This window comes from Streptomyces sp. SCUT-3 (assembly GCF_014083985.1).
GTDB lineage: Bacteria > Actinomycetota > Actinomycetes > Streptomycetales > Streptomycetaceae > Streptomyces_H > Streptomyces_H thermolineatus.
In genome coordinates, this window is the sequence record NZ_CP046907.1 from 5,189,659 (window position 1) to 5,214,223 (window position 24,565).

Annotated in this window: 21 protein-coding genes; 17 read left to right on the plus strand and 4 right to left on the minus strand. The window is 73.7% G+C overall.

Going from position 1 to position 24,565, the window contains the following annotated elements:
- The first annotated feature begins 39 nt into the window (after positions 1-39).
- The 3 genes from GQS52_RS22875 (at position 40) to prcA (ending at position 2,106) form a co-directional block, all read left to right on the plus strand.
- Complete coding sequence (locus GQS52_RS22875; protein ID WP_182315206.1) at positions 40-255, plus strand: ubiquitin-like protein Pup; 216 nt, start codon at positions 40-42, stop codon at positions 253-255.
- Between the two features lie 141 nt (positions 256-396).
- Complete coding sequence (gene prcB, locus GQS52_RS22880) at positions 397-1,242, plus strand: proteasome subunit beta (protein ID WP_182315207.1); 846 nt, start codon at positions 397-399, stop codon at positions 1,240-1,242.
- A 57-nt stretch (positions 1,243-1,299) separates the two neighbouring features.
- On the plus strand, positions 1,300-2,106 hold the full coding sequence (prcA, locus tag GQS52_RS22885) for a proteasome subunit alpha (RefSeq protein ID WP_259370925.1): 807 nt from the start codon (positions 1,300-1,302) through the stop codon (positions 2,104-2,106).
- 115 nt (positions 2,107-2,221) lie between these two features.
- On the opposite strand, the gene GQS52_RS22890 is transcribed toward prcA, so the two are convergent.
- A complete protein-coding gene (locus GQS52_RS22890; RefSeq protein ID WP_259371182.1) occupies positions 2,222-3,220 on the minus strand; it encodes a LacI family DNA-binding transcriptional regulator in 999 nt (332 codons plus the stop codon).
- A 390-nt stretch (positions 3,221-3,610) separates the two neighbouring features.
- Here GQS52_RS22890 and GQS52_RS22895 point away from each other — a divergent pair, with 390 nt between their 5' ends.
- The 11 genes from GQS52_RS22895 (at position 3,611) to GQS52_RS22945 (ending at position 14,782) form a co-directional block, all read left to right on the plus strand.
- Complete coding sequence (locus tag GQS52_RS22895) at positions 3,611-4,864, plus strand: MFS transporter (protein ID WP_259370926.1); 1,254 nt, start codon at positions 3,611-3,613, stop codon at positions 4,862-4,864.
- Positions 4,865-4,922: 58 nt separating this feature from the next.
- Entirely contained in the window at positions 4,923-6,284 is a 1,362-nt protein-coding gene (gene pafA / locus GQS52_RS22900) for a Pup--protein ligase (RefSeq protein WP_182315209.1), read from the plus strand.
- A gap of 125 nt (positions 6,285-6,409) precedes the next feature.
- Positions 6,410-7,306 (plus strand): FKBP-type peptidyl-prolyl cis-trans isomerase, encoded by an 897-nt coding sequence (locus GQS52_RS22905; RefSeq protein ID WP_346268257.1) that lies wholly within the window; start codon positions 6,410-6,412, stop codon positions 7,304-7,306.
- A gap of 54 nt (positions 7,307-7,360) precedes the next feature.
- Entirely contained in the window at positions 7,361-7,732 is a 372-nt protein-coding gene (locus GQS52_RS22910) for an FKBP-type peptidyl-prolyl cis-trans isomerase (protein ID WP_182315211.1), read from the plus strand.
- A gap of 126 nt (positions 7,733-7,858) precedes the next feature.
- Positions 7,859-8,812: a WYL domain-containing protein gene (locus GQS52_RS22915; protein WP_182315212.1), complete on the plus strand. Its 954-nt coding sequence runs from the start codon at positions 7,859-7,861 to the stop codon at positions 8,810-8,812.
- 18 nt (positions 8,813-8,830) lie between these two features.
- Positions 8,831-9,784 carry a WYL domain-containing protein gene (locus tag GQS52_RS22920; protein ID WP_182315213.1) on the plus strand — a complete coding sequence of 318 codons (954 nt, stop codon included), beginning with the start codon at positions 8,831-8,833 and terminating at the stop codon, positions 9,782-9,784.
- Positions 9,781-10,038, plus strand: a complete 258-nt coding sequence (locus GQS52_RS22925) for a hypothetical protein (protein WP_182316663.1) — start codon at positions 9,781-9,783, stop codon at positions 10,036-10,038. Before GQS52_RS22920 ends, GQS52_RS22925 begins: the two co-directional genes overlap by 4 nt.
- A 106-nt stretch (positions 10,039-10,144) precedes the next feature.
- Positions 10,145-10,345, plus strand: coding sequence for a hypothetical protein (locus GQS52_RS22930; protein ID WP_182315214.1), 201 nt, complete (start codon positions 10,145-10,147; stop codon positions 10,343-10,345).
- A gap of 173 nt (positions 10,346-10,518) precedes the next feature.
- Positions 10,519-10,803 carry a Sec-independent protein translocase subunit TatA gene (tatA, locus tag GQS52_RS22935; protein WP_182315215.1) on the plus strand — a complete coding sequence of 95 codons (285 nt, stop codon included), beginning with the start codon at positions 10,519-10,521 and terminating at the stop codon, positions 10,801-10,803.
- A gap of 110 nt (positions 10,804-10,913) precedes the next feature.
- Entirely contained in the window at positions 10,914-11,885 is a 972-nt protein-coding gene (tatC, locus tag GQS52_RS22940; RefSeq protein ID WP_182315216.1) for a twin-arginine translocase subunit TatC, read from the plus strand.
- An 83-nt stretch (positions 11,886-11,968) separates the two neighbouring features.
- A complete protein-coding gene (locus GQS52_RS22945; protein ID WP_182315217.1) occupies positions 11,969-14,782 on the plus strand; it encodes a DEAD/DEAH box helicase in 2,814 nt (937 codons plus the stop codon).
- Between the two features lie 123 nt (positions 14,783-14,905).
- Here the strand turns inward: GQS52_RS22945 and GQS52_RS22950 are convergent, their stop codons facing one another.
- The 3 genes from GQS52_RS22950 to GQS52_RS22960 form a co-directional block, all read right to left on the minus strand.
- Positions 14,906-15,760 (minus strand): siderophore-interacting protein, encoded by an 855-nt coding sequence (locus tag GQS52_RS22950; protein ID WP_182315218.1) that lies wholly within the window; start codon positions 15,758-15,760, stop codon positions 14,906-14,908.
- A gap of 100 nt (positions 15,761-15,860) precedes the next feature.
- Complete coding sequence (locus GQS52_RS22955; RefSeq protein WP_182315219.1) at positions 15,861-17,144, minus strand: YeeE/YedE family protein; 1,284 nt, start codon at positions 17,142-17,144, stop codon at positions 15,861-15,863.
- Between the two features lie 479 nt (positions 17,145-17,623).
- Positions 17,624-18,544, minus strand: a complete 921-nt coding sequence (locus GQS52_RS22960; RefSeq protein ID WP_182316664.1) for a 5'-3' exonuclease — start codon at positions 18,542-18,544, stop codon at positions 17,624-17,626.
- A 300-nt stretch (positions 18,545-18,844) separates the two neighbouring features.
- Between GQS52_RS22960 and GQS52_RS22965 the strand changes: the two genes are divergently transcribed.
- The 3 genes from GQS52_RS22965 to GQS52_RS22975 all read left to right on the plus strand — a co-directional run bounded on the left by GQS52_RS22965 (position 18,845) and on the right by GQS52_RS22975 (position 24,362).
- A complete protein-coding gene (locus GQS52_RS22965) occupies positions 18,845-22,405 on the plus strand; it encodes a S8 family serine peptidase (RefSeq protein ID WP_182315220.1) in 3,561 nt (1,186 codons plus the stop codon).
- Positions 22,406-22,648: 243 nt separating this feature from the next.
- Positions 22,649-23,392 carry a helical backbone metal receptor gene (locus GQS52_RS22970; RefSeq protein WP_182315221.1) on the plus strand — a complete coding sequence of 248 codons (744 nt, stop codon included), beginning with the start codon at positions 22,649-22,651 and terminating at the stop codon, positions 23,390-23,392.
- Between the two features lie 109 nt (positions 23,393-23,501).
- Complete coding sequence (locus GQS52_RS22975; protein WP_182316665.1) at positions 23,502-24,362, plus strand: DUF2510 domain-containing protein; 861 nt, start codon at positions 23,502-23,504, stop codon at positions 24,360-24,362.
- The last annotated feature ends 203 nt before the right edge of the window (positions 24,363-24,565 follow it).

Genomic DNA, 24,565 nt, shown 5'->3' on the forward strand with positions numbered 1-24,565 from the left:
GGTCTGATCCTGGAATCGCAACCGAGCGGGGTGAGGCAGATGGCGACCAAGGACACCGGCGGCCAGCAGCGTGCGACGCGTTCCACCGAGGAGGTCGAGGAGACCGCCCAGGACACCCAGGCGTCCGAGGACCTCAAGGAACGACAGGAGAAGCTCTCCGAGGACGTGGACTCCGTCCTGGACGAGATCGACGACGTCCTCGAGGAGAACGCGGAGGACTTCGTGCGGTCGTTCGTGCAGAAGGGCGGGGAGTAACCCGACCCCGTCCGTCCTGCCCCCCGGCCCGCCGGGGGGCAGGACGGATGACTTTTCCGGGCCGGGGGTAAGGTCCGTGCAGAGCTTCAAGATCGGCCCGCCGCCTCGGGGGGCGAGGCCGCCATACCCGGAAGGAAACGCGTGGAAGCCAACACCCGTGGCACGGGGCGTCTGCCTGCTGCCTTCCTGACGCCCGGCTCCTCCTCGTTCCTGGATTTCCTGTCCGAGCACTCCCCGGAGCTGCTGCCCGGCGGCCGGAGCCTGCCCCCGGTGCAGGGCGCGGTCGAGGCGCCGCACGGGACCACCATCGTCGCCCTGGCCTTCCCCGGCGGGGTGGTGCTGGCCGGCGACCGGCGGGCCACCATGGGCAACGTCATCGCCCAGCGCGACATCGAGAAGGTCTTCCCGGCCGACGAGTACTCCGCCGTGGGCATCGCCGGCACCGCGGGCCTGGCGGTGGAGATGGTCAAGCTCTTCCAGCTGGAGCTGGAGCACTACGAGAAGATCGAGGGCGCGGTGCTCTCCCTGGAGGGCAAGGCCAACCGCCTGTCCACCATGATCCGGGGCAACCTCGGCATGGCCCTGCAGGGACTGGCGGTCGTCCCCCTGTTCGCCGGCTGGGACACCGACCGGGAGAAGGGCCGGATCTTCTCCTACGACGTCACCGGCGGCCGCTCCGAGGAGCACGGCTTCGCCGCCACCGGCTCCGGCTCGGTCTTCGCCCGCGGCTCCCTCAAGAAGCTCTACCGCGACGGCATGACCGAGCAGCAGGCCGCCACCGCAGTCGTCCAGGCGCTCTACGACGCGGCCGACGACGACTCCGCGACCGGCGGCCCGGACCTGGCCCGGCGCATCTACCCGATCGTCACCGTCATCACCGACGAGGGCTTCCGCAGGCTCACGGAGGCCGAGGTCTCCGAGATCGCCCGCGCCGTGCACGAGGGGCGCATGGAGCAGCCCAACGGGCCGCAGGCCCCGCTGCTGTAGCCCGCCCGACGCACGACGCAACGCACTCGTCACAGACATGAAAGGGGCGGTTGACCGGTGTCGACGCCGTTCTACGTCTCACCCCAGCAGGCCATGGCCGACCGCGCCGAGTACGCCCGCAAGGGCATCGCGCGGGGCCGCAGCGTCGTCGTGCTGCAGTACGCCGACGGCATCGTCTTCGTCGCCGAGAACCCCTCCCGGGCGCTGCACAAGGTCAGCGAGATCTACGACCGGGTGGCCTTCGCGGCGGTCGGCAAGTACAACGAGTTCGAGAACCTGCGCATCGGCGGCATCCGCTACGCCGACCTGCGCGGCTACACCTACCACCGCGGGGACGTCACCGCCCGGGGCCTGGCCAACGTCTACGCCCAGACGCTGGGCACCATCTTCTCCAGCGTGGGCGAGAAGCCCTACGAGGTGGAGCTGATCGTCGCCGAGGTGGGGCCCGCCCCGCAGGACGACCAGATCTACCGGCTGCCTCACGACGGCTCCATCGTCGACGAGCACGGCTCGGTCGCGGTCGGCGGCAACTCCGACCAGATCAGCCGCTACCTCGACCAGCGCCACCGGGACGGCATGTCCCTGGGCGAGGCGCTCCGGCTGGCCGTGGACTCGCTGTCGAGGGACGCCAGCGGGGAGGAGCGCGCCCTCACCGCGGAGCAGCTGGAGGTGGCGGTCCTGGACCGCACCCGGCCGCAGCAGCGCAAGTTCAAGCGGATCCTGGGATCGCAGCTGAACCGCCTGCTGGACCGCAGCGCCCCCGGCGGCGAGGCCGCGGCCGAGGAGCCGGAGGAGCCCGGGAAGGGCGGCGGGCCCGCCGCCCCGGAGGAGGACGGCCCCTCCTCCTCTTCCTCCTCCGAGTAGCCCGGGACCGGCCCGCGTCTCTCCGGCCCGCCGCCTCCCCGCCCGTCCGGCCCGCCCGGGCGCGGGCGGGGAGGCGGCGGGCCGGGGCGTGCGCGCCGCGTCACAGGGCGACGCGTCACGCGGCGCCGGGAGCCGGTCCGGTGGAGCCGCGCGTGCGCAGCACCACCGGCAGCTCCCGCGGGCCGGGGACGCGTCCCTCGAGCACCGCCAGCAGGGCGGCCATCCCGGCCGCGCCGGCCTCCTCGGCAGGCAGGCTCACGGTGGTCAGCTCGGGTTCCAGCGCCGAGGCCAGGGTCAGGTCGTCGAAACCCGTCACCGAGACGTCCTCGGGCACCCGCAGCCCCGCCCGGCGCGCCGCCTTGAGGGCGCCAGCGGCCAGGACGTCGTCGTCGCAGACCAGCGCGGTGGGCCGGTCCTCCACTGCTGCCAGGGCCCGCTGCGCCGCGCACCGGCCCGCCTCCACGTTCAGCGCCGCGTACTCGGTGCGCGCCCGCGCGCCGGGCTCGTCGGCCAGCGCCTCGGCCAGTGCGCGGGCGCGCACGTGGAAGGTCCACGAGTCCACCGCCGCGGCGACGTGCACGATCCGGCGGTGGCCGAGGGAGAGCAGGTGCCGGACGGTGCGGCGCATGCCGTCCGCGATGTCGAGGTTGACGGTGGCGGCGGCCCCGGGCGAGGACGGGTCGCTGTCCAGCATCACCAGCGGCAGCGCCTCGGCGCCGGCCGCCGTGCCGCGGATCGCGGCGAGCGCGTCGGCGGCCATGGAGGAGGCGATCACGCCGTCCAGGGCGGCCCGTGCGGAGGCGAACGGGTCCCGGGCGGGCCCCACCCCCTCCGGCGACGGGTAGACCACCACGCCGAAGCCGTGCTCGGCGGCGACCCGGGCGGCCCCGCTGTGCACCCGCGCGAAGTACTCGTTCGTCAGCGCGGGGACGACCAGCAGGGCGGTGCGGGTGCGGCCGGTGCGCAGGCTGCGGGCCGCGAGGTTGGGGCGGTACCCCAGCGACCGCGCGGCCTCGCGCACGCAGTCCGCGGTGCGCTGCGAGACCCGCCCGCTCCACTTGCCGCCCATCACCAGCGAGACCGTGGCCTGGGAGACCCCCGCCGCCCGCGCCACGTCCCGCGAGGTGGGCGGCCCGGAGCGCCCGGCCCGGGGCCCGGAGCCGCCCGCGGCACCCGCCGGGCCCGCGTCCGCCGATCCACCCGGGGCCCCCGCGACCCCCGGCGCCTCGGGGGTCCCCGGCACCTCGAGGGTCCCCGGCGCCCCGGGGGCCTCGGGGGGCCCTCCCGCGCCCTGCTGAACCGCCACCAGACACCCTCCTCGACCCGCCACCGACGCCCCGTCCGGGGCTGCCACAGTAGCCACCGCGCGCGTCTCCGGCCCGCCGGCCCGGGTGCGCCCCCGCCCGGTGGACCGGAAACGCGGCGGCGTGCTACTCATAGGGGCGAAGTTATACGTAAAACTTCGGATGCCGAGAACACCACGACCGTCGGAGGACCGGGCTCAGTGAGAAGTGCCGGATACCTGGAACTGCTGCGCACCCGGCACGCCGCCCGGCTGCTGGCCGGCACCCTCGTGGGCCGGCTGCCGCACGGCATGGCCGCGCTGGCGATCGCGCTGGCCGCCCGCGCCGACGGCGCCGGCTACACCCTGGCCGGCGCCCTGACCGCCCTGTTCGGCCTCGCCGTCGCCGTCGGCCAGCCGCTGCTGGGCCGGTGGGTGGACCGCCGCGGCCAGCCGCGCGTCATGCTGCCCGCGGCGGTGCTGTCCGCCGCCGGGTTCGCGGTGTACGCGGCCGTCGGCACCGACCCGCTCCCGGTGGCGGTGGCCGCCGTGCTGCTGGCCGGAGTGGCGGCCCCGCCCCTGGAGGCGGGGCTGAGGGCCCTGTGGCCCGACGTCCTGCGCCGCCCGGACCGGGTGCACGCCGCCTACGCGCTCGACGCCTCCGCCCAGGAGGTCATGTTCGCCGTCGGCCCGCTGCTGGTCACCGCCGCGACCGCCCTGGTGTCGCCGGCCGGCGCGGTCCTGGCCACCGGCCTGTTCGGCCTCCTCGGCACCCTCGCGGTGGTCACCTCGCCCCCCTCGCGGGCCTGGCGCGCCGAGGCGCGCGAGACGCACTGGCTGGGCCCGCTGCGCTCGCCCGGCCTGCTGGCCCTGCTGGGATCGCTGTTCTTCGTCGGCACGGCGCTCGGCTCGATCTCGGTGGCGGTCATCGCCTACGACGACGCCCGCGGCAGCCGCGGGGACTCCGGCTACCTGCTCTCGGCCCTGGCGGTCGGCGCGCTGGCCGGCGGCCTCGCCTACGGGGCCCGGGAGTGGCCCGGTGTCCCCGAGCGGCGGCTGCGGCTGCTGGTGGCCGCCCTGGCCGTCTGCTACCTGCCGCTGGCCCTGGCCCCGGGCCTGCTCGCCATGGCCGCCCTGACGGCCCTGGCCGGCCTCTTCCTGGCCCCGGTCCTGGCCTGCGCCTTCGTCGTGGTCGACCGGCACGCCCCGCCCGGCACGGTCACCGAGGCGTTCTCCTGGCTGGTCACCGCCTTCGGGGTGGGTGCGGCGCTGGGCTCGGGAGCGGCCGGCCCGGCCGCCGAGTACGGCGGCGTGGAGGCGTCCTTCTCGGTCGCCGGGGCCGGCGGCGCCGCGGCGCTCGTGGTCCTGCTGGCGACCTCCCGCGCACTGGCCCCGCCGCGGGCCGTCGTCGCAGGTCCGACAGGAGGTCAGGAACTCACCCGGAAGGGGGATCCGGTGACGGAAGCCGGAAAATGATCGGAACGGGCCCTGTCGACTCGGTTTCGACAGCACGTATCAGGCGTAATGTTCAGTCATGGATCGCCGCATTTTCGGGCTGGAGAACGAGTACGGCGTCACGTGCACGTTCCGGGGGCAGCGGCGCCTGTCCCCGGACGAAGTGGCGCGGTACCTCTTCCGCCGTGTCGTGTCCTGGGGCCGCAGCAGCAACGTCTTCCTGCGCAACGGCGCCCGCCTCTACCTCGACGTGGGGTCGCACCCGGAGTACGCCACTCCGGAGTGCGACAGCGTGACCGAACTGGTCACCCACGACAAGGCCGGCGAGCGCATCCTCGAAGGCCTTCTCGTCGACGCCGAACGCCGCCTCCACGAGGAGGGCATCGCCGGTGACGTCTACCTGTTCAAGAACAACACCGACTCGGCCGGAAACTCCTACGGCTGCCACGAGAACTACCTGGTCGCCCGGCACGGGGAGTTCTCCCGGCTGGCGGACATCCTCATCCCGTTCCTGGTCACCCGCCAGCTGATCTGCGGCGCCGGCAAGGTGCTGCAGACCCCGCGCGGCGCGGTCTACTGCGTGAGCCAGCGGGCCGAGCACATCTGGGAGGGCGTCAGCTCCGCGACGACCCGCTCGCGTCCGATCATCAACACCCGCGACGAACCGCACGCCGATGCCGAGCGCTACCGCCGCCTGCACGTCATCGTCGGCGACTCCAACATGTCGGAGACCACCAACCTGCTCAAGGTCGGCGCCACCGACCTGGTGCTGCGCATGATCGAGGCGGGCACGGTCATGCGCGACCTCACCCTGGAGAACCCGATCCGGGCCATCCGCGAGGTCAGCCACGACATCACCGGCCGCCGCAAGGTGCGCCTGGCCAGCGGGCGCGAGGCGTCCGCCCTCGACATACAGGAGGAGTACTACTCCAAAGCGGTCGACTTCGCCGAGCGGCGGGACATCCGCACCGGGGTCGTCGACCAGGTCCTCGAGCTGTGGGGCCGGACCCTGGAGGCCGTGCGCACCGGGGAGCTCGACCGGGTCGGGACCGAGATCGACTGGGTGATGAAGTACCGGCTCATCGAGCAGTACCGCTCCCGGGACAACCTCACCATGTCGCACCCCCGGGTCGCCCAGATAGACCTCGCCTACCACGACATCCACCGCAGGCGCGGCCTGTACTACCTGCTGGAGAGGAAGGGCCGGGCCAAGCGGGTCTGCAACGACCTGAAGATCTTCGAGGCGAAGTCGGTGCCCCCGCAGACCACCCGCGCCCGCCTGCGCGGCGACTTCATCCGCCGCGCCCAGGAACAGCGGCGGGACTTCACGGTCGACTGGGTGCACCTGAAGCTGAACGACCAGGCGCAGCGCACCGTGCTGTGCAAGGACCCGTTCCGGTCGGTGGACGACCGGGTGGAGAAGCTCATCGCGGGCATGTGACCCGCGGAGTGCGCGGGCGGCGACCGCGGCCGCTTTTCGCAAGGGCGTGCGACGACCCTTCCGGAAAGCGGCCGCGCGGTGGCTAGAGTGGGCCGGGTCGCTGTGACCACACTTCGAGACTTGGGATGTCCGTGCGCCGAATCGCTGCTCTGCTGACCGTCCCCCTGCTGCTCGTCCCCGTCGCCGCGTGCAGCGACGACTCCGGGGGGAAGCAGGGCGCCGTGCCCGCCGTCACCGGCGACGCCGGCAAGAAACCGAAGATCGCCGCGGGTGAGGGCGAGGCGCCGAAGGACCTGAAGGTGAAGGTCCTGGAGAAGGGCGACGGGAAGAAGGTCGCGAAGGGCGAGATCCTGCGCGCCGACTACCTGGGCCAGACCTGGGACGGCAACGTCTTCGACAACAGCTACGACCGGGGGGCTCCCGCCTCCTTCCCGATCGGGGTGGGGAGCGTCGTCAAGGGCTGGGACGAGGGCCTGGTCGGGCAGAACGTCGGAAGCCGCGTCGAACTGGTCATCCCGCCGGCCAAGGGCTACGGCTCCCGGGAGCAGTCGGGCATCCCGGCCGACTCCACCCTGGTCTTCGTCGTGGACATCAAGGACAGCATCTCCACGAAGCTGGACGGGAAGGTCGTGGAGCCCGAGGACGGGGACCTGCCGAAGGTCTCCACCGAGGACAACGGCAAGCCCGCCTCCGTCGAGATCCCCAAGGGCGCGAAGGAGCCGAAGGAGATCGTCTCCGAGACGGTGATCGAGGGCGACGGCAAGCCCGTGGGCGCCAAGAGCAGCGTGCTGGTCAACTACGCCGCGGTGCTGTGGAAGGACGGCAGCCAGGTCGGCAGCACCGAGCAGAGCGGCCCGCAGGAGTACCCGGTCGAGCAGCTGAAGCCGTGGGGCGGGGAGCTGGTGGGCAAGAAGGCCGGCAGCCGGGTCCTCGTCGTCGTCCCCAAGGACAAGCTGAGCAAGGAGCAGCAGCAGGTCGGCTCGACGGTCGTCTTCGTCGTCGACGTCCTCGCCGTTTTCTGAGCCGGCTTCTGCGAGACTGTCCCGGTTGCACGCGAAGCACTGAGGAGCAATTCCGTGAAGATCGAGAAGCCCGAGATCGACTTCCCGGGCGGAGAGCCGCCGGCGGACCTGGAGATCAAGGACATCTGGGAGGGCGAAGGCCCGGTCGCCGAGGCCGGGCACAACGTCGCCGTCCACTACGTCGGCGTGGCCTTCAGCACCGGCGAGGAGTTCGACGCGAGCTGGAACCGCGGCGCACCGCTGCGCTTCAAGCTCGGCGCCGGCCAGGTCATCGCCGGCTGGGACCGGGGCGTGCAGGGCATGAAGGTCGGCGGCCGCCGCCAGCTGACCATCCCGGCGCACCTGGCCTACGGCGACCGCGGCGCCGGCAACGTCATCCAGCCCGGCGAGACGCTGATCTTCGTCGTGGACCTGATCTCCGTCTGAGCCCGCCCGGCCCGCGAAGGGCCCCTGCCCCGGGAGTCCGTCTCCCGGGGCAGGGGCCCTTCGGCTTTCACCTCACCGTCCGTTACCGGTAACGTCGGCCCCGACAGCTCCACAGAAGGGTGCACGATGGCCATTGCCAAGGCCGAGAGGCTGATGAACCTGGCGCTGTGCCTGATGAACACCCGGCGCCCCCTGAGCAAGCGCGAGCTGCGCACCTCCGTCGAGGCCTACCACGAGGTCACCGGGGAGGACGCCTTCAACCGCATGTTCGAGCGGGACAAGGACGACCTGCGCGAGCTCGGACTGATCATCGAGACGGTCGAGAGCGCCGACGGCGAGACCGGCTACGTGGCCCGCCGCGACCGCAACCGCCTGCCCGAGGTCTCGCTCGACGCCGAGGAGGCCGCCGCCCTGGCGCTGGCCGCCCGCGTCTGGCAGCAGGCCAGGCTCGCCGGGGCCGCCAGCGGCGCCCTGCAGAAGCTCCGGGCGGCCGGCGTGCCGTTCGACGAGGGCGACCGGGCCGGCCACAGCGCGCTGGAACCGCGCATCCCCGCCCACGAACCGGCCTTCGAGGACCTGATGCTGGCGGCCCGCAACCGCCGCCCCGTCGTCTTCGACTACCGCAAGGCCAACGCCGCCCGCGCCGAGCAGCGCCAGGTGGAGCCGTGGGCCCTGGAGTGCTGGCACGGCCACTGGTACCTCGCCGGCTGGGACCGCGCCCGCGGCGCGGCCCGGGTCTTCCGGCTCTCCCGCATCACCGGGAAGGTCCGCAGCCGGGCGGGGTCCTTCACCGCGCCCGTCCCCGACCACGTCGACGTCCGCGCCACCGTGGCGGGCTGGGCCGGGGAGAGCGCCACCACCACCGCCCGCATCAGGCTGCGCCGCGACGCCGGCTACCCGCTGCGGGCCCGCGCCCTCGCCGCGACCCGCGCGGACGGCGAGTGGGACGAGCTGGAGATCCCGTACGGCCACGGCCTGGACGCCTGGCTGGCCGAGTTCGGCCCCGACGTCGTCGTCCTGGCCCCGGACGAGCTGCGGGCCGACGTGCTGGAACGGCTGCGCGCCGTGGCCAAGGGCTGAGAGAGGACCGATCCGGACATGGCCAACGCCATCGACCAGACCCGCCGCATGCTGTCCCTGGTCACCTACCTGCGCGAGCGCCCCGGCGCCCGGGTGAGCGAGGTGGCCCGGGCCTTCGGCATCACCGAGGCCGAGCTCATCGGCGACCTCAACGTCCTGCCCATGTGCGGCACCAGCTTCCGCGGCGGGGACCTCCTCGACATCGACACCGACGGCGAGCGGATCTGGTGGCACAACGTCGACGACGTCGCCCAGCCGCTGCGCCTGGCGGCCGACGAGGCCACCGCCCTGCTGGTGGCCGCCCGCGCGGTCAGCGCCCTGCCGGGGCTGCGGGAGGGCGACCGGGAGGCACTGCTGCGCGCCACCTCCAAGCTGGAGACCGCGGCCGGCGAGAGCGCCGACGCCAGCAGCCGGCTGTCGGTGACCTTCGAGTCCGAGGGCAGCGTCTTCGCCGACGTCGACCGGGCCGTCACCGAGCGCCGCAGGCTGTGGATCCGTTACTACTCCCCGGGCCGGGACGCCCTCACCGAGCGCGAGGTCGACCCGATCCGGCTGTTCACCGTGGGCCACACCTACTTCGAGGCGTGGTGCCGGCTCTCCGAGGACCGGCGCACCTTCCGGCTCGACCGGGTCGCCGCGATCAGGATCCTCGACGAGCCCTCCGACCCGCCGCCCGTCGAGCTGCGCGACCTGTCCGAGAGCCTGGTCCAGCCCGCCGCCGACGACCCCGAGGTGGTCGTCGAGGTCGGCCCCGGCGGCCGCTGGGTCGCCGAGTACTACCCGCACGACCGGGCGGAGGAACTGCCCGACGGCGGCCTGCGGATCACCCTGCGCACCCCCGAGCCGGGCACCCTCAAGCGGCTCGCCCTGCGCCTGGGCAGCGACGGCCGGATAGTCGCCCCGCAGTCCCTGGCCGCAGCCGCCCGCGACGCGGCCCGGGCCGCGCTGGCCCAGTACGGCGACCGGGTCTGAGGAGGACGACGGTGACCGCGCCCATACCCGACGTGCTGTTCCGGGCCGCCTGCCCGGACTGCCGCAGCCGCTTCGAGCTGGCCTCGGAGGCGCTCAGGCTGGCCATAGGGGCCTCCCGCCGCACCACGTTCTACTCCTTCACCTGCCCCGACTGCGGCGCCTCGGTGCGCAAGCCGGCGGGGGAGAGGATCGTCGAACTGCTCACCACCGGTGGCGTGCGGACCATGCGGCTGGCCCGCCCCGCCACGGACTGACCCGCGACGGGAACCGCCGGCCCGGGACCTGCCGGTCCGGGGCGCGGCGGTCCGGGGCGCGGCGGTCCGGGGCGGGGCCGCGCCGCGGAGGCACTACGCTCGCACCATGCCCTGGCTGTTCCTCTTCGTGGCCCTGTCCACCGCGGCGATCCTCCTCCTCGGAACGCTGGCCGTACGCGTCTTCCTCGAGGCCCGGCGCCTCGGCCTGCAGGTCGACGAGAGCGCCCGGCGCTTCGCGGCCGCCGCCGAGGCACTGGAGAGGGCCGCCGTGCCGGTGGCCGAACACGCCGGACGCGCGGGACGCTGACCGCCGTATCCGGTTCGGCGCCGCAGCCCCGGCCCCCCGGAGGGGAACGGTACTCTGGTGGGCGCGGCACAGCGCGGTCGCAACCAAGAAGGCGACCGGGGCTTGCCGTCCGTTCACCGGGGAGAGCTACGATCGCAGAGCACCCCGCCGTTCCGACGAGAAGGTAGCTGCTTATGTTCGGTCAACTCGGCGCCCCCGAGATCATCCTCATCCTGATCGTCGTCCTGCTGCTGTTCGGTGCCAAGCGGCTCCCCGACATGGCGCGCGGGCTCGGCAAGTCGATGCGCATCCTCAAGAGCGAGGCCAAGGCGATGAAGAACGACGGCTCCGCGCCGTCGGAGTCCGCGCCGACCGCCCCGCAGGAGACCACCGCGCCGCGCACCATCAAGGCCGCCCCCGGCGACGTCACCAGCGCCCGCCCGGTCGACGAGCAGGCCAGGACCCCGCAGCAGAACTGACGCCTCCGTCATGAGCGGCGCTCGGGCCGCACCGTCCCCGAGCAGTACCGAAGAAGAAGACGCCATGCCCAGCCGGCGACGGCGGCTGCCGCACGAGATGAGGACGTGGGTTGCTCAAGTCCGCCAGAAAACCGCAGACCAAGGACGCCGAGGGGCGTATGCCCCTGACCGAGCACCTGCGTGAGCTGCGGAGCCGGCTGTTCAAGTCGGTCGTCGGCATCGTCGTCGTGACCGTCGCCACGGCCTTCTTCTACAACGAGATCATCGAGACGATGACCTCCCCGGTGCTGAAGTCCGTCGGCTGCGACACCTCCTTCCTGGAACTGGCGAAGGAAGCCGACGGCCACTGCGCCAGGATCACGATGAACGGCCTGATCACCCCGTTCACCCTGGCCCTGAAGGTCTCGCTCGTCGGCGGCCTGGTCTTCTCCAGCCCGATCTGGCTGTACCAGCTGTGGGGCTTCCTCGCCCCGGGCCTGCACAAGCACGAGAAGAAGTACGCCCTGTCCTTCGTGGCGGCGGGATTCCCGCTCTTCCTCGCCGGCGGGTACCTCTCCTACAACGTCCTCCCGCAGGCCGCGAAGGTCCTGATCGAGTTCACCCCGGTCGGCGTCAACAACTTCCTCCCGCTGGACGACCTGCTGGACCTCGTCCTGCGCATGGTGGTCGTCTTCGGGCTCTCCTTCGAGCTCCCCCTGCTGCTGGTCCTGCTGAACTTCGGCGGGGTCATCTCCGGCAGCCGGATGCTCGGCTGGTGGCGCGGCATGATCATGGGCATCACGCTCTTCTCCGCGATCGCCACCCCCAGCACCGACCCCGTCAGCATGCTCGGCCTGGCGGCTCCGATCTGGGTGCTGTACTTCGTCGCGGCGGGGATCAGCATCCTCAACGACCGCCGCCGCAGGCGCAACGACCCCGACGCCGGTCTCGACGACGACGAGGCCTCCGACCTGGACCTGACCCCCGGGGCCATCGGGGAGATGGAGCCCGTCTCCGCCTCGCCCGCCCTCCCGTCCGCCGACGACGGCCCCGACGGGGACTCCCTCCCGGCCCGCCGCGACGGCTTCGACGACGCCACCTGAAAGACCCGGCCCGGGCACCGCGGTCCGGGCCGGGAAAAAGATCACGCCGACTGTCACAGGCGGCCGGTAGGCTCGTCAGTACGATGACCGACCAGATGTCACCCTCCGAGCGCTACGCCGCCGCCCGACGCCGAGCCGCGGACCAGGCCACCGCGCTCGGCTCGTTCCGCGAGATGTACGACTTCGACCTGGACCCGTTCCAGATCGAGGCCTGCCAGTCCCTCGAAGCCGGCAAGGGCGTGCTGGTCGCGGCCCCCACCGGCTCGGGCAAGACCATCGTCGGCGAGTTCGCCGTCCACCTGGCCCTGCGCGAGGGCCGCAAGTGCTTCTACACCACGCCCATCAAGGCCCTGTCCAACCAGAAGTACTCCGACCTGCTCAAGCGCTACGGCGCGGGGAAGGTCGGCCTGCTCACCGGCGACAACAGCATCAACCCCGAGGCGCCCGTGGTCGTGATGACCACCGAGGTGCTGCGCAACATGCTCTACGCCGGCTCCTCGACCCTGGGCGGCCTGGGCTACGTGGTGATGGACGAGGTCCACTACCTCTCCGACCGGTTCCGGGGCGCGGTCTGGGAGGAGGTCATCATCCACCTCCCGGAGTCCGTCACCCTGGTCTCCCTGTCGGCCACCGTGTCCAACGCCGAGGAGTTCGGCGACTGGCTGGACACCGTGCGCGGCGACACCGAGGTGATCGTCTCCGAGCACCGGCCGGTGCCGCTGTGGCAGCACGTGCTGGCCGGGCGCCGGATGTACGACCTGTTCGCCGACGAGCAGCAGCGCGAGGTCAACCCCGACCTCACCCGCCTCGCTCGGATGGAGAACAGCCGGGTCGGCCGCCCCCAGGACCGCTACCGCCGCGGCCGCAACGGGCGCGACGGCGGCCGCGACCGTGACAGGGAGGACGGCGGCCGCACCCGCAGCCGGGTGTGGACGCCCAGCCGGGTCGAGGTCATCGAGCGGCTCGACGCCGAGGGCCTGCTGCCCGCGATCACCTTCATCTTCTCCCGCGCCGGCTGCGAGGGAGCCGTCCAGCAGTGCCTGTACGCCGGGCTGCGGCTCAACGACGACGACGAGCGGGCCCTGGTCCGGCAGATCGTCGAGGAGCGCACCGCGTCCATCCCCGACGAGGACCTGCACGTCCTGGGGTACTTCGAGTGGCTGGACGCGCTGGAGCGGGGCATCGCCGCGCACCACGCGGGCATGCTGCCGACCTTCAAGGAGGTCGTGGAGGAGCTGTTCGTCCGCGGCCTGGTCAAGGCGGTCTTCGCCACCGAGACCCTCGCCCTGGGCATCAACATGCCGGCCCGCTCCGTGGTCCTGGAGAAGCTCGTCAAGTGGAACGGCGAGACCCACGCCGACATCACCCCCGGCGAGTACACCCAGCTCACCGGGCGCGCGGGCCGCCGCGGCATCGACGTCGAGGGCCACGCGGTGGTGCTGTGGCAGCGGCAGCTCGACCCCGGGCAGCTGGCCGGCCTGGCCGGGACCCGCACGTACCCGCTGCGCTCCTCCTTCAAGCCCTCGTACAACATGGCGGTCAACCTGGTCTCCCAGTTCGGGCGGCACCGCTCGCGCGAGCTGCTGGAGACCTCCTTCGCGCAGTTCCAGGCGGACAAGTCGGTCGTCGGCATCTCCCGTCAGGTGCAGCGCAACGAGGAGGGGCTGACCGGCTACCGCAAGTCCATGACCTGCCACCTGGGCGACTTCGACGAGTACGCCCTGCTGCGGCGGCAGTTGAAGGACCGGGAGACCGAACTGGCACGGCAGGGCAGCTCCCAGCGGCGGGCCGCCTCGGCCGCCGCCCTGGAGAAGCTCAAGCCGGGCGACGTCATCCACGTCCCGTCGGGCAAGTTCGCGGGCCTCGCCCTGGTGCTGGACCCGGGCCTGCCCGCCGGGCGCAGCAACGGCAACCGCTACGACCACCACGACGGGCCGCGGCCCCTGGTGCTCACCGCGGAGCGCCAGGTCAAGCGGCTCGCGCAGATCGACTTCCCCGTCCCCGTCGAGCCGGTGGAGCGGATGCGCATCCCCCGCTCGTTCAATCCGCGCAGCCCGCAGTCCCGCCGCGACCTGGCCTCCGCGCTGCGGACCAAGGCCGGCCACCACGTGCCGGAGCGCCGTCGCAAGCAGCGCTCGGACGCGGCCGACGACGGCGAGATCCTGCGTCTGCGCGCCGCCATCCGCGCCCACCCCTGCCACGGCTGCGACGAGCGCGAGGACCACGCCCGCTGGGCCGAGCGCTACTACCGCCTGCGCCGCGACACCAAGCAGCTCGAGCGGCGCATCGAGGGCCGGACGAACACCATCGCCCGCACCTTCGACCGGGTGACGGCCGTGCTCACCGAACTCGGCTACCTCAAGGGCGACCAGGTCACCGAGGACGGCCGCCGGCTGGCCCGCCTCTACGGCGAACTGGACCTGCTGGCCAGCGAGTGCCTGCGCGAGGGCGTCTGGGAGGAGCTCAAGCCGGCCGAGCTGGCCGCCTGCGCCTCTGCCCTGGTCTTCGAGGCGCGCGCCGGGGACGACGCGCTGCCGCCGAGGCTGCCGACCGGGGAGGCCAAGCACGCGCTGGGCGAGATGATCCGCATCTGGGGGCGGCTGGACGCGCTGGAGGAGGCGCACCGCATCCACCAGACCGAGGGCGTGGGGCAGCGGGAGCCCGACCTGGGCTTCGCCTGGCCCGCATACCGCTGGGCGTCCGGCCACGGCCTGGACGCGGTGCTCAGGGAGGCCGAGATGCCGGCTGGCGACTTCGTCCGCTGGACGAAGCAGCTGATCGACGTGCTCGGCCAGATCGCCGAGGCGGCCCCGGACGGCAGCCGGGTGCGCGGCAACGCGCGCAAGGCCGTCGACACCCTGCGCCGCGGAGTCGTCTCCTACTCCTCGGTGGGCTGATCCCACCCGTTCGACCAACACGGCCGCGGGCCGCCGTCCGCCCCGGGAAGGGGCCGGGCGGCGGCCCGCGGCCGTGCCGGGGGAACACGGCAGGCGGCGGACGGAGGAGCCGGGAACGGGCCGTCAGGGGGCGGCGGCCCTCGCGGCCTCCTCCTCGGCCTCGGCCCGCCGGTTCCACTCCGCCTTGGAGGACTGCCAGCCGTCCTCGTCCGCGCCGCGGCGCCAGTAGCCGGAGACCGACATCCGCTCCCGCTCCAGGCCGCGCTCGACGCTCAGGAAGCGGCGCAGCTCCTTCACGAAGCCGGCCTCGCCGTGCACGAACGCCTGCGGCCGCCCGGGGAGGAACTCCAGGGCGCGCACCGCCTCCACCAGGGCGTCGCCGACCGGACGGGGCCCGCGGTGGATCCAGACCACCTCGGCGCCCGGCGGCGCGGCGATCCGCTGCTCCTCCTGCGGCCCGGCGACCTCCACGAACGCCCGTGCCACGGCGCCGGGCCCCATCGCCTCCAGCGCGGCGGCGATCGCGGGCAGGGCGCTCTCGTCCCCTGCGAGCAGGTGCCAGTCGGCCTGCGGGTCGGGGGCGTAGCCACCGCCGGGGCCGAGGAAGAACACCTCCTCGCCGGGGAGGGCGCGGGCCGCCCACGGCGCGGCCAGGCCCTCGTCGCCGTGGTGCACGAAGTCCACGGTCAGCTCCAGCGCCCGCGGGTCCCAGGCGCGCACCGTGTAGGTGCGGGTGCGCGGCCACTGGTCGCGCGGCATCGCGGCGCGCACCTCGGCCATGTCCAGCGGCTCCGGGTAGCGCACGCCGGGCACGGGGAACAGCAGCTTGACGTAGTGGTCGGTGTACCGGCACGCGTCGAACCCGGCCAGGCTCCCGCCGCCGAGGACCATGCGGACCGTGCGGGGGGTGACGCGTTCGGTGCGCAGCACCGTCGCGCGGTTGAGCTCGGCCTTCTTGCGTACCGGACGTTCCGCCACGGGCTCTCTCCAGACCTGGTGGGCAGCTCGAAAACTTAGGCAAGCCTAACCGAACGTCCGGAGGGGTGGCGGCCGGTCGCCGGGAACGGCCGCCACCGGGTCAGCAGACGCCGTCGCCCGGCTTGGGGTTGGCCAGGCCGAACAGCGGGCGCAGCCGCAGGCCGGCCCAGGTGCCGAGCAGGGCCACCGCCCCCCAGATCCAGCCGTGCAGGCTGCCGGAGGCGATCCCGGCCAGGTAGGCGCCGATGTTGCAGCCGCCGGCCATCCGCGCGCCGATCCCCATCAGGACGCCGCCGACCACCGCGGCCGCCGCCGTGCGCCCGGGGACGGAGCGGCGCAGGGCCCAGGTGCCGCCGAGGGAGGCGGCCACCGCGGCGCCGACCATGATGCCGATGTTCGTCAGGCTGGTCTTGTCGGCGAGCACCGGACCGGCCAACTGGGCGGCGCTGTCCGGCCGCTGCCAGTACGACCAGCTCTCCGGGTGGCCGCCCAGGGCGCCCACCAGCTCCGAGCCCCACAGCGCGAAGGCGCTCGTGACGCCCCAGGCGCCGCCGGAGACCAGCAGGACGCCCGCGCCGAGCACCGCCAGGGCGACGGCCCCCGCGGCCAGGGGCCAGGAACCGCGCAGGACCCGGGCGGCTCCCCGGACGGAGGGCACCGGACCGGTCGGCGGGGGGTTGCGGCGGGCCTGGACGACGCGGCTGACCACCACGACCAGCCCCAGGGCGAGGAGGGTGACCGCCCACGAGCCCGCCCAGCCGATCCGGTCGGCCAGGACGACCGGCTCCAGGGCGGGCAGGCCGCTCCACAGGTCGAACTGCCAGGCCGCCAGGGTCGACCCGGCGACGAAACCGCCCAGCGTCAGGACGACCGCGCCGTGCCCGGAGCCGACGTTGAACAGCGTTCCGGAGGCGCAGGCCCCGCCCAGCTGCATGCCGACCGCGAACACGAAGGCGCCGACGACCAGGCCGACGCCCAGCGGGCCCGCCGAGGGGGCCGGGGCCGAGCCGAACAGACCGGTGCCGGTGCCTATGACCAGGGCGAAGAGGGTGGCGGTGGTGCCGAGCAGCAGCGCGTGGGCCCGCAGGCCGGTGCCGTTGCCGACGGCCACCAGCTGCCGCCAGGCGGAGGTGAAGCCGAACCGGGAGTGGAAGAGGGCCACGCCCAGGCCCAGGCCGAGCAGCAGCAGGACGGCCGGCTTCGTGCCGTGCGCGGACCACACGTACGCGGTGAGGCCCGCGGCGAGCAGGCCCGACACGGCCAGCGGACCGCGCCGCACGGGCGGGGCGGGAGGCGCCGCCGGGCGGGGCGCGGACGTGGGGGAGGGGGACAGCAGGGCGGCGGGCGCGCGCGGCGGCGCCCCCGCAGGGGGTGCGGTGGTCACGGAAGAACTCCGGCAGGTGTCGGGGCGGGAACGGCTGGACGCCGGGGGAAGAGGGCAGGGCGCCGGGGACGGCACCGGGTGCTCGTGTCGCGGACCGGCGACGCGTCGGGGCGACGGGCCGGTGACGGGTCAGCGGCGACAGAGGCCGTCGTCGACGCACCAGGCGGAGTTCGCCATCAGGGCCAGGCACAGCAGGCGGGCGGGTGCGGACATGCGGACGACAGTAAACGGAAATGCGTGGGCGATGCACCTTTGGTCCGCGATGCGGACGGCGTGGTGAGACGGCGCGTGCCGCCGGGCCGCCGCACCGCCCTCCGCGGCGGCCCGGCGAGGCGGCGCGGCGGCGGGGCGGCGGGGTTCTCGGACGGCGCGGCGGCGGGGCGGTGCGGTGGCGCGGCGGCCTTGAGATGCGGCGGTGCGACGGCGCGGCGGTCCCGGGATACGGCGGTCCGGCGGTCCCGGGGCGCGGCGGGGCGGGGTCAGGGACGGTCGCGCAGAGCGGTGAGCAGGCGCTCCAGGGAGCCGCCCAGGCCCCAGCGCCCGGCCAGCGCCTCCAGTGCCTCCGGATCGCGGGGCTCGCGGGGCAGCGTCGCGTCGAGAGCGGGTACGGGGACGTCCAGGGCGACCCGTACGACCTTCGGGGCGGCCGCCAGGTACTCCCGCGCGGCCTCGAACTTCGCCCGTTGGGCCTTCGTCATCCCCGAGGCCGGGTCCTCGGCGGCTGCCAGGATGCCGGTCAGGTCGCCGTGGGCGGCCAGCAGCTTGGCCGCGGTCTTCTCGCCCACGCCCGCGACTCCGGGCAGCCCGTCGCTGGGGTCGCCGCGAAGCAGCGCCAGGTCCGCGTAGCCGGGGCCGTCCACGCCGTACTTCTCCCGCAGGAGCGCCTCGTCGGTGCGCTGCAGGCTGCCCATGCCCTTGAGCGGGTACAGGACCGTGACCCCGCGTGCGTCGTCGACGAGCTGGAACAGGTCGCGGTCGCCGGTGACGATGTCGACCGGGCCCGGCGCCCGGGCCGCCAGGGTGCCGATGACGTCGTCGGCCTCGTAGCCGGGGACGCCTGCGCGGGCGATGCCGACCGCGTCCAGGACCGCCTCGATCACCGGCACCTGGGGGGTCAGGGTGTCGGGCACCTCCTCCTCGCCCGTCGAGCCCTCCTCGCCCGTCGAGCCCTCCGCGACCCGGTGCTGCTTGTAGGAGGGGATCAGATCCACCCTCCACTGCGGGCGCCAGTCGGCGTCCAGGCAGGCGACCAGCTCGTCCGGTCGGTGCTCGGTGACGAGCCGGGCGACGAAGTCCAGCAGCCCGCGCACCGCGTTGACCGGAGTCCCGTCCGGAGCCTTCACGGACTCGGGCACGCCGTAGTAGGCGCGGAAGTACAGGCTTGCGGTGTCGAGGAGCATCAGACGTCGGGTCACAGCAGGCATGATGCCGCATCCCCGCGTGCTTCCGGGTCCGCGCCGGACGGGCCGTCACGGCCGTGCCCCCGCGCGTCGTCCGACGTGCCGGGTGTGTTCGCGCCTCTGCACGGCGGGAAACGCGGCCCTCTTGTCATGTTCGCCACATCGCGGCCATGATGAGGGCCGTCACGTTGCGCACACGCCCGTTCACTCACGGGCGATGTTCCGCGCCGGGCGGCGCAACTCCCACGAAATCCTTCCCCGCAGGCGGGCAGGCCCCGCCGCATCAGACCGAGGAGATCCGTGGCACCCTTTCGAAGATCCCCACGCCGGATCGCTCCGGCTTCCCTGGCGGCCCTGACAGCCCTGGTGCTGCTGCCCTGGGGCGCCGGAGCCGCGGCGGCCGCCGAGCCTTCGGCGCAGGAGCTGCTGAGCGCCAAGGCCGAGCGGAAACTGCTCGAGCAGCTGGACGAGAAGGACAGGACGACCTTCTGGGTCGTCATGAAGAAGGAAGCAGACCTCTCCGCCGCCGAGAGCGCCGAGAGCAAGACGGCCAAGGCCGAGGCCGTGCTCAGGGCCAAGAAGAAGGTCGCGCAGGACACCCAGTCAGGCGTCCTCGGGGCGGCCGGGGCGGCCGGGGCGGACGCCGTCCCGTACTGGATCGACAACTCCGTCAAGGTCGTCGGCGACATCGGACTCGCCACGAAGATCGCTGCATTGCCCGAGGTCGAGGCGATCGAGGCCGACCAGGCGGTCAAGCTCGACCGGCCCGCCGACGGCAGCAGCGAGCCGACCGTCGACGGCGTCGAGTGGGGCGTCGACCGGATCAACGCCCCGCAGGTGTGGAGCACGTACGGCGTCCGCGGAGAGGGCGTGGTCGTCGCCAACATCGACAGCGGTGTCCAGTACGACCACCCGGCGCTCGTCAAGCAGTACCGGGGCCGCAACGCCGACGGCTCCTTCTCCCACGACTACAACTGGTTCGACCCGGCCGGCGTCTGCACGGGCGACAACCCGTGCGACAACAACGGCCACGGCACCCACACCATGGGCACCATGGTCGGCGACGACGGCAACGGCAACCGGATCGGTGTCGCGCCCGGCGCCACCTGGATCGCCGCCAAGGGCTGCGAGAGCAGCAGCTGCTCCCGCGCGTCCCTCCTCGCCTCCGGGCAGTGGACGGTCGCGCCGACCGACGCGAACGGCGCCAACCCCCGGCCCGACCTGGCCCCCGACATCGTGAACAACTCGTGGGGGTCGAGCGTCCAGGACCCCTGGTACCAGGACGTGGTGACGTCCTGGCGGGCGGCGGGCATCTTCCCCTCCTTCTCCAACGGCAACAGCGGCCCCGGCTGCAACACGGCGGGCTCCCCGGGCTCCTACGTCAGCAGCTATGCGAGCGGCGCGTTCGACAGCGGCAACGCCATAGCGAGCTTCTCCTCGCGCGGAACGGGCGAGAACGGCACCGTCAAGCCGAACCTGGCCGCCCCCGGCGTCAACGTCCGCTCCGCCTACACGGGCGGCGGGTACAGCTCGCTGAGCGGCACGTCGATGGCCTCCCCGCACACCGCCGGCGCCGTCGCCCTGGTCTGGTCCGCGTCGGCCTCCCTGCACGGCGACGTGCCGGCCACCGAGGCGCTCCTCGACGACACGGCGATCGACGTGTCCGCCCTGACCTGCGGCGGTACCGCGGACGACAACAACGTCTTCGGCGAGGGCCGGCTCGACGCCCACGCCGCGGTGAGCGGCGCCCCGCGCGGCGCGACCGGTTCCCTGACCGGCACCGTCACCGTCGCCGGCGACGCCGTCCCGGGCGCCCAGGTCGTCGCCGACGGGCCGATCGACCGCACCGTCGTCACCGACGCCGAGGGCGGCTACAGGTTCCCCGCCCTGTCGGTGGGCGACTACGACCTGACGGTCAAGAAGTTCGGCCACGCCGACGCGACCGGCACGGCCACCGTCGAGGACGGCCGGAACACGGTTCGGGACTTCTCCCTCGTCGCCGCCCCGTCCGCCAAGGTGTCCGGCACCGTCACCTCCTCGGCGGGCCCCGCTGGCGGCGCCGAGCTGTCCTTCGCCGGCACGCCGGTGACCGCCACCGCGGACGCCCGGGGGCGCTACGAGGCGACCCTGCCGCACGGCTCGTACACGCTGAACGCCACGCACGAATCGCGCTGTGTCACACCGGGGAGCGCGGAGGTGTCGGTGTCCGGCGACACGGTCGCCGACGTGCGCCTGCCCGCCCGCCTCGACACCTTCGGCACGGCGTGCGCCACCGGAACCGGGTCCTGGGTGGCGGGCACCGACAGGCTGAACCTGAGCGGTGACTCCGGCAACGTCAAGGTCGACCTGCCGTTCCCGGTCCCGTTCTACGGCAAGACCTACCGGTCGGCCTGGGTCAGCACCAACGGATACCTGAACTTCCTCACGGCCAACTCCAGCAACTCCAACAGCGCGCTGCCCGGTACGGCGGCCCCGAACGCGGCCCTCTACCCGTTCTGGGACGACCTGCTGGTCCGTGCCGACGCCGGCGGCGTCTACACCGCGGTCAGGGGCGAGTACCCGGACCGGACGCTCGTCGTCGAGTGGCGGGACGTCGTGAGCTGGTACGACCAGGGCGCCCCGTTCTCCTTCTCCGCCGAGATCGGCGAGGACGGCTCCGTCACCTACCGGTACAAGGACATCGCCGACACCTCCGGCGGCTACTCCACCGGCAGGAGCGCCACCGTCGGCGTCGAGAACGCCACCGGTACGGACGCCCTCCAGTACTCCTTCAACTCCGAGGCGATCTCCGACGGCCTCGGCGTCGCCTTCCGCACGACGAAGTCCGGCGTCGTGCTCGGCACGGTCACGGACGGCAACGACGACGGACCGGTGCCCGGCGTCGAGGTGGCCGCGGGCCCGGCGAGCACCATGACGGACTCCGACGGCAGGTACGCGCTGCAACTGGACGCCGGCACGCACACGCTGGCGTTCTCGGCCACGGGGTACGCCGGCGAGGAGAAGGCCGTCGTCGTGGAGGCGGGCCGCGCCGCCGACGCGAGCGCCTCCCTGGCCACCGGCCGGGTCGCGCTCGACCAGGAGCAGGTCACGGCCGTCGCCCCCGCCGACCAGACGCGGGAACGGTCGGCGACCCTGACCAACACCGGCTCCGCGACCCTGTACACCATCACCGAAGCCGTCGACGGCACGGCGCGGGACGTGCCGTGGCTCACGGTCTCGCCCGTCCGGGGCGACCTGGCGAAGGGCGCCTCGCAGACGGTGAGGCTCGGCTTCGACACCACGGGCCGCAAGCCCGGCGACGTGCTCTCGGCGGACCTGCTGGTGCGTTCCGACAGCGGGCGCAGCCCGGAGCTCAAGGTCCCGGTGAAGCTGGTCGTCCCCGGCTACCAGCAGTCGCTCGACAGCGGCACCGGCTCCTCGTCGACGGACGCCCGCGGCGACAGCTGGCAGCCGGACCGGGCGTACGAAGCCGGGTCCTTCGGGTACCTCGGCACCACGAAGACGACGTCCACCAAGCAGGAGATCGGCGGGACCCAGGACCCCCGGCGGTTCACGACGGCCCGCGAGGGCATGCACGAGTACCGCTTCGACAACGTTCCGAACGGCGTCTACACCGTGGAGCTGGACTTCGCGGAGCTGTCGTCGACGAAGCCGACCGCGCGGGTCTTCGACGTGATCGCGGAGGGCAAGGAGGTCGAGTCGAGCCTGGACGTCGCACTGGAGGCCGGTACGTACACGGCTCTGCAGCGCACCTTTACGGTGACGGTCACCGACGGGGTGCTGAACGTCCGCTTCGTCGCGAACTCGGGCAAGACACTGGTGAACGCCGTCCGCGTCACCGAACGCCCCGACCTCTCGTGAGCCGTACCCGGCACTGACCGGCGGACGGCAGCGCCGGGCCCCCGGCGAGGACCGTCGTGCCGACGGACCGGACCGGCCCCAAGGCCTCCGGCCGAGGCCCCTTCCCCGAACGAGTGAGCCCCCGGCACACAGGGCCGGGGGCTCACGCCCGACCGACGCCGTTCCGGCCCCGGACCCCGCACACGCCGTGCGGCGGTCCGACCAGCCGGACGGGGCCGTGCGGCGAGCCGCTAGTTTCCCCCCATGGCACATCGAGTCCGACGCGTCGTCTCCCTCGTCCCCTCGCTCACCGAGGCGGTGGCCGCCACCGCCCCCGGGCTGCTGGTGGGCGTCACCGACTGGTGCAGCCACCCCGCCGGCCTGGACGCCGTGCGCGTCGGCGGCACCAAGAACCCCGACGTGGCGCGCATCACCGCCCTGGCCCCGGACCTGGTGCTGGCCAACGAGGAGGAGAACCGGGCCCCGGACCTGGACGCGCTGCGCGCGGCCGGGGTCCCGGTCCTGCTCACGGTGGTGCGCGACCTGCCCTCCGCCTTCGCCGAACTGCACCGGGCGCTCACCGACGGCTGCGGCCTGCCCCGTCCCCGCTGGCTCGACGAGGCCGAGGCCGCCTGGCGGGACCTGCCCGTGCCCGCCCACCGCAGGAGCGCGGTGGTGCCGGTGTGGCGCAGGCCGTGGATGGTGCTGGGACGGGACACCTTCGCCGGCGACCTGCTGGCCCGGCTCGGCGTCGACAACCTGTACGCCGGCCACGCCGAGCGCTACCCGAAGGTCCCCCTGGCCGAACTCACCGCGGCCGGACCGGACCTGGTGGTCCTGCCCGACGAGCCCTACCGGTTCACCGCCGACGACGGCCCCGAGGCGTTCCCCGGCGTCCCCGCGGCCCTGGTGAGCGGGCGTCACCTCACCTGGTACGGGCCCTCGCTGGCCGAGGCGCCGAAGGTCCTGCGCTCCGCCCTGGACGCGGCGGCGCCCTCCGCCGCGTGACGCGGCGCCGCCGCGGGCCGCATCGGCGCCACGGGGCGCGTCGGCCGCGGTCGACGGCGCCCGCCCGGTTCCTCCGGCCGGGGACGGCCTTAGAGTGTGCCGCGTGAGCATGACGACACCCCCGGGCTGGTACCCGGAGCCGTCCCAGGCGGGCCAGGCCGTCACCGTGGAACGCTGGTGGGACGGGACCACGTGGACCCAGTACACCCGGCCGGCGCAGAGGCAGCAGCCCGTCCCCGCCCAGGACCACTACCCGCCGGGCCCGGCGGGCCCGACGCACGCACCGGCGGGCGGCCGCCGCAGGGGAGCGGTGGCCGTGGCGGTCGTCGCGGCGGTGGCGGTCGTTGCCTCGGCGGTCGTCGGGGGGTTCTTCCTCCTCTCCGGCGGGGACGGGGAGCCGCAGGCCGGCCCCTCCGCCCCGCCGAGCGCCTCCGCCCCGGAAGACGGCGGCACCGCGGCGGGGTTCGCCACGGACACCGTCAACGGCATAGCCCTGCCGGTCCCCGAGGACTGGCAGGAGCGAGACTCGGAGGCGGGCACCGCGTACATGGTCAGCGGCAGCTACAAGTGCGCCTCTTCCGAGTCGGGGACCTGCGTCAGCGCCGGCGTCTACACGCTGCCGGCCCCGCCGAAGGGCTCGGACGCCAGGGCCGCGGCCGAGGCGGACATCGCGGCCAACGCCCGGGACTCCTACGGCGACCTGGAGTCCCACCGGCAGGTCGAGGCGCGCGCGGTCGAGGTGGCGGGGGAGGACGGCTACCTGGTCCGCTGGAAGGTGGAGCCGGCCGACGGCCCGGACGGGTACGTCCAGAGCCTGGTCTTCCCCTCCCCGGACACCGGGAAGCTGATCGGGGTGCGGTTCGGCTTCGACGACACCGCGGAGGCCCCGGACCTGTCGGTGATGGACGAGATCGTCCGCGGCATACGGACGGCGGACACCGCGGCGGACACCGACCAGGGCGCCGTCTGATGACGAACGGCCCCCGGCCCGGAGGCCGCGCGCCCCGGGCCCGGAGGCCGCGCATCCCGGCCCCGGACGCCGCGCGCCCCGGGGCCGATCCGTTCGTTTATCACTCACACGAGTGGTAGGGGACGGGCTTTTCCCGACCTCCGGCGCGGCTCCGGCTAGCGTCGGCGCCCAGTTGCCCGCCACGGGACGGCAGTTGCCCGTGA

Bases quoted from the DNA above. Each gene is read 5' to 3' on its own strand.
- tatA (WP_182315215.1), top strand. From the start codon at position 10,519: ATGTTCGGTCAACTCGGCGCCCCCGAGATCATCCTCATCCTGATCGTC.
- GQS52_RS22930 (WP_182315214.1), top strand. From the start codon at position 10,145: ATGCCCTGGCTGTTCCTCTTCGTGGCCCTGTCCACCGCGGCGATCCTC.
- GQS52_RS22945 (WP_182315217.1), top strand. From the start codon at position 11,969: ATGACCGACCAGATGTCACCCTCCGAGCGCTACGCCGCCGCCCGACGC.
- GQS52_RS22875 (WP_182315206.1), top strand. From the start codon at position 40: ATGGCGACCAAGGACACCGGCGGCCAGCAGCGTGCGACGCGTTCCACC.
- GQS52_RS22960 (WP_182316664.1), bottom strand. From the start codon at position 18,544: ATGCTCCTCGACACCGCAAGCCTGTACTTCCGCGCCTACTACGGCGTG.
- GQS52_RS22905 (WP_346268257.1), top strand. From the start codon at position 6,410: ATGTCCGTGCGCCGAATCGCTGCTCTGCTGACCGTCCCCCTGCTGCTC.
- pafA (WP_182315209.1), top strand. From the start codon at position 4,923: ATGGATCGCCGCATTTTCGGGCTGGAGAACGAGTACGGCGTCACGTGC.
- GQS52_RS22975 (WP_182316665.1), top strand. From the start codon at position 23,502: ATGACGACACCCCCGGGCTGGTACCCGGAGCCGTCCCAGGCGGGCCAG.
- GQS52_RS22970 (WP_182315221.1), top strand. From the start codon at position 22,649: ATGGCACATCGAGTCCGACGCGTCGTCTCCCTCGTCCCCTCGCTCACC.
- GQS52_RS22920 (WP_182315213.1), top strand. From the start codon at position 8,831: ATGGCCAACGCCATCGACCAGACCCGCCGCATGCTGTCCCTGGTCACC.
- GQS52_RS22915 (WP_182315212.1), top strand. From the start codon at position 7,859: ATGGCCATTGCCAAGGCCGAGAGGCTGATGAACCTGGCGCTGTGCCTG.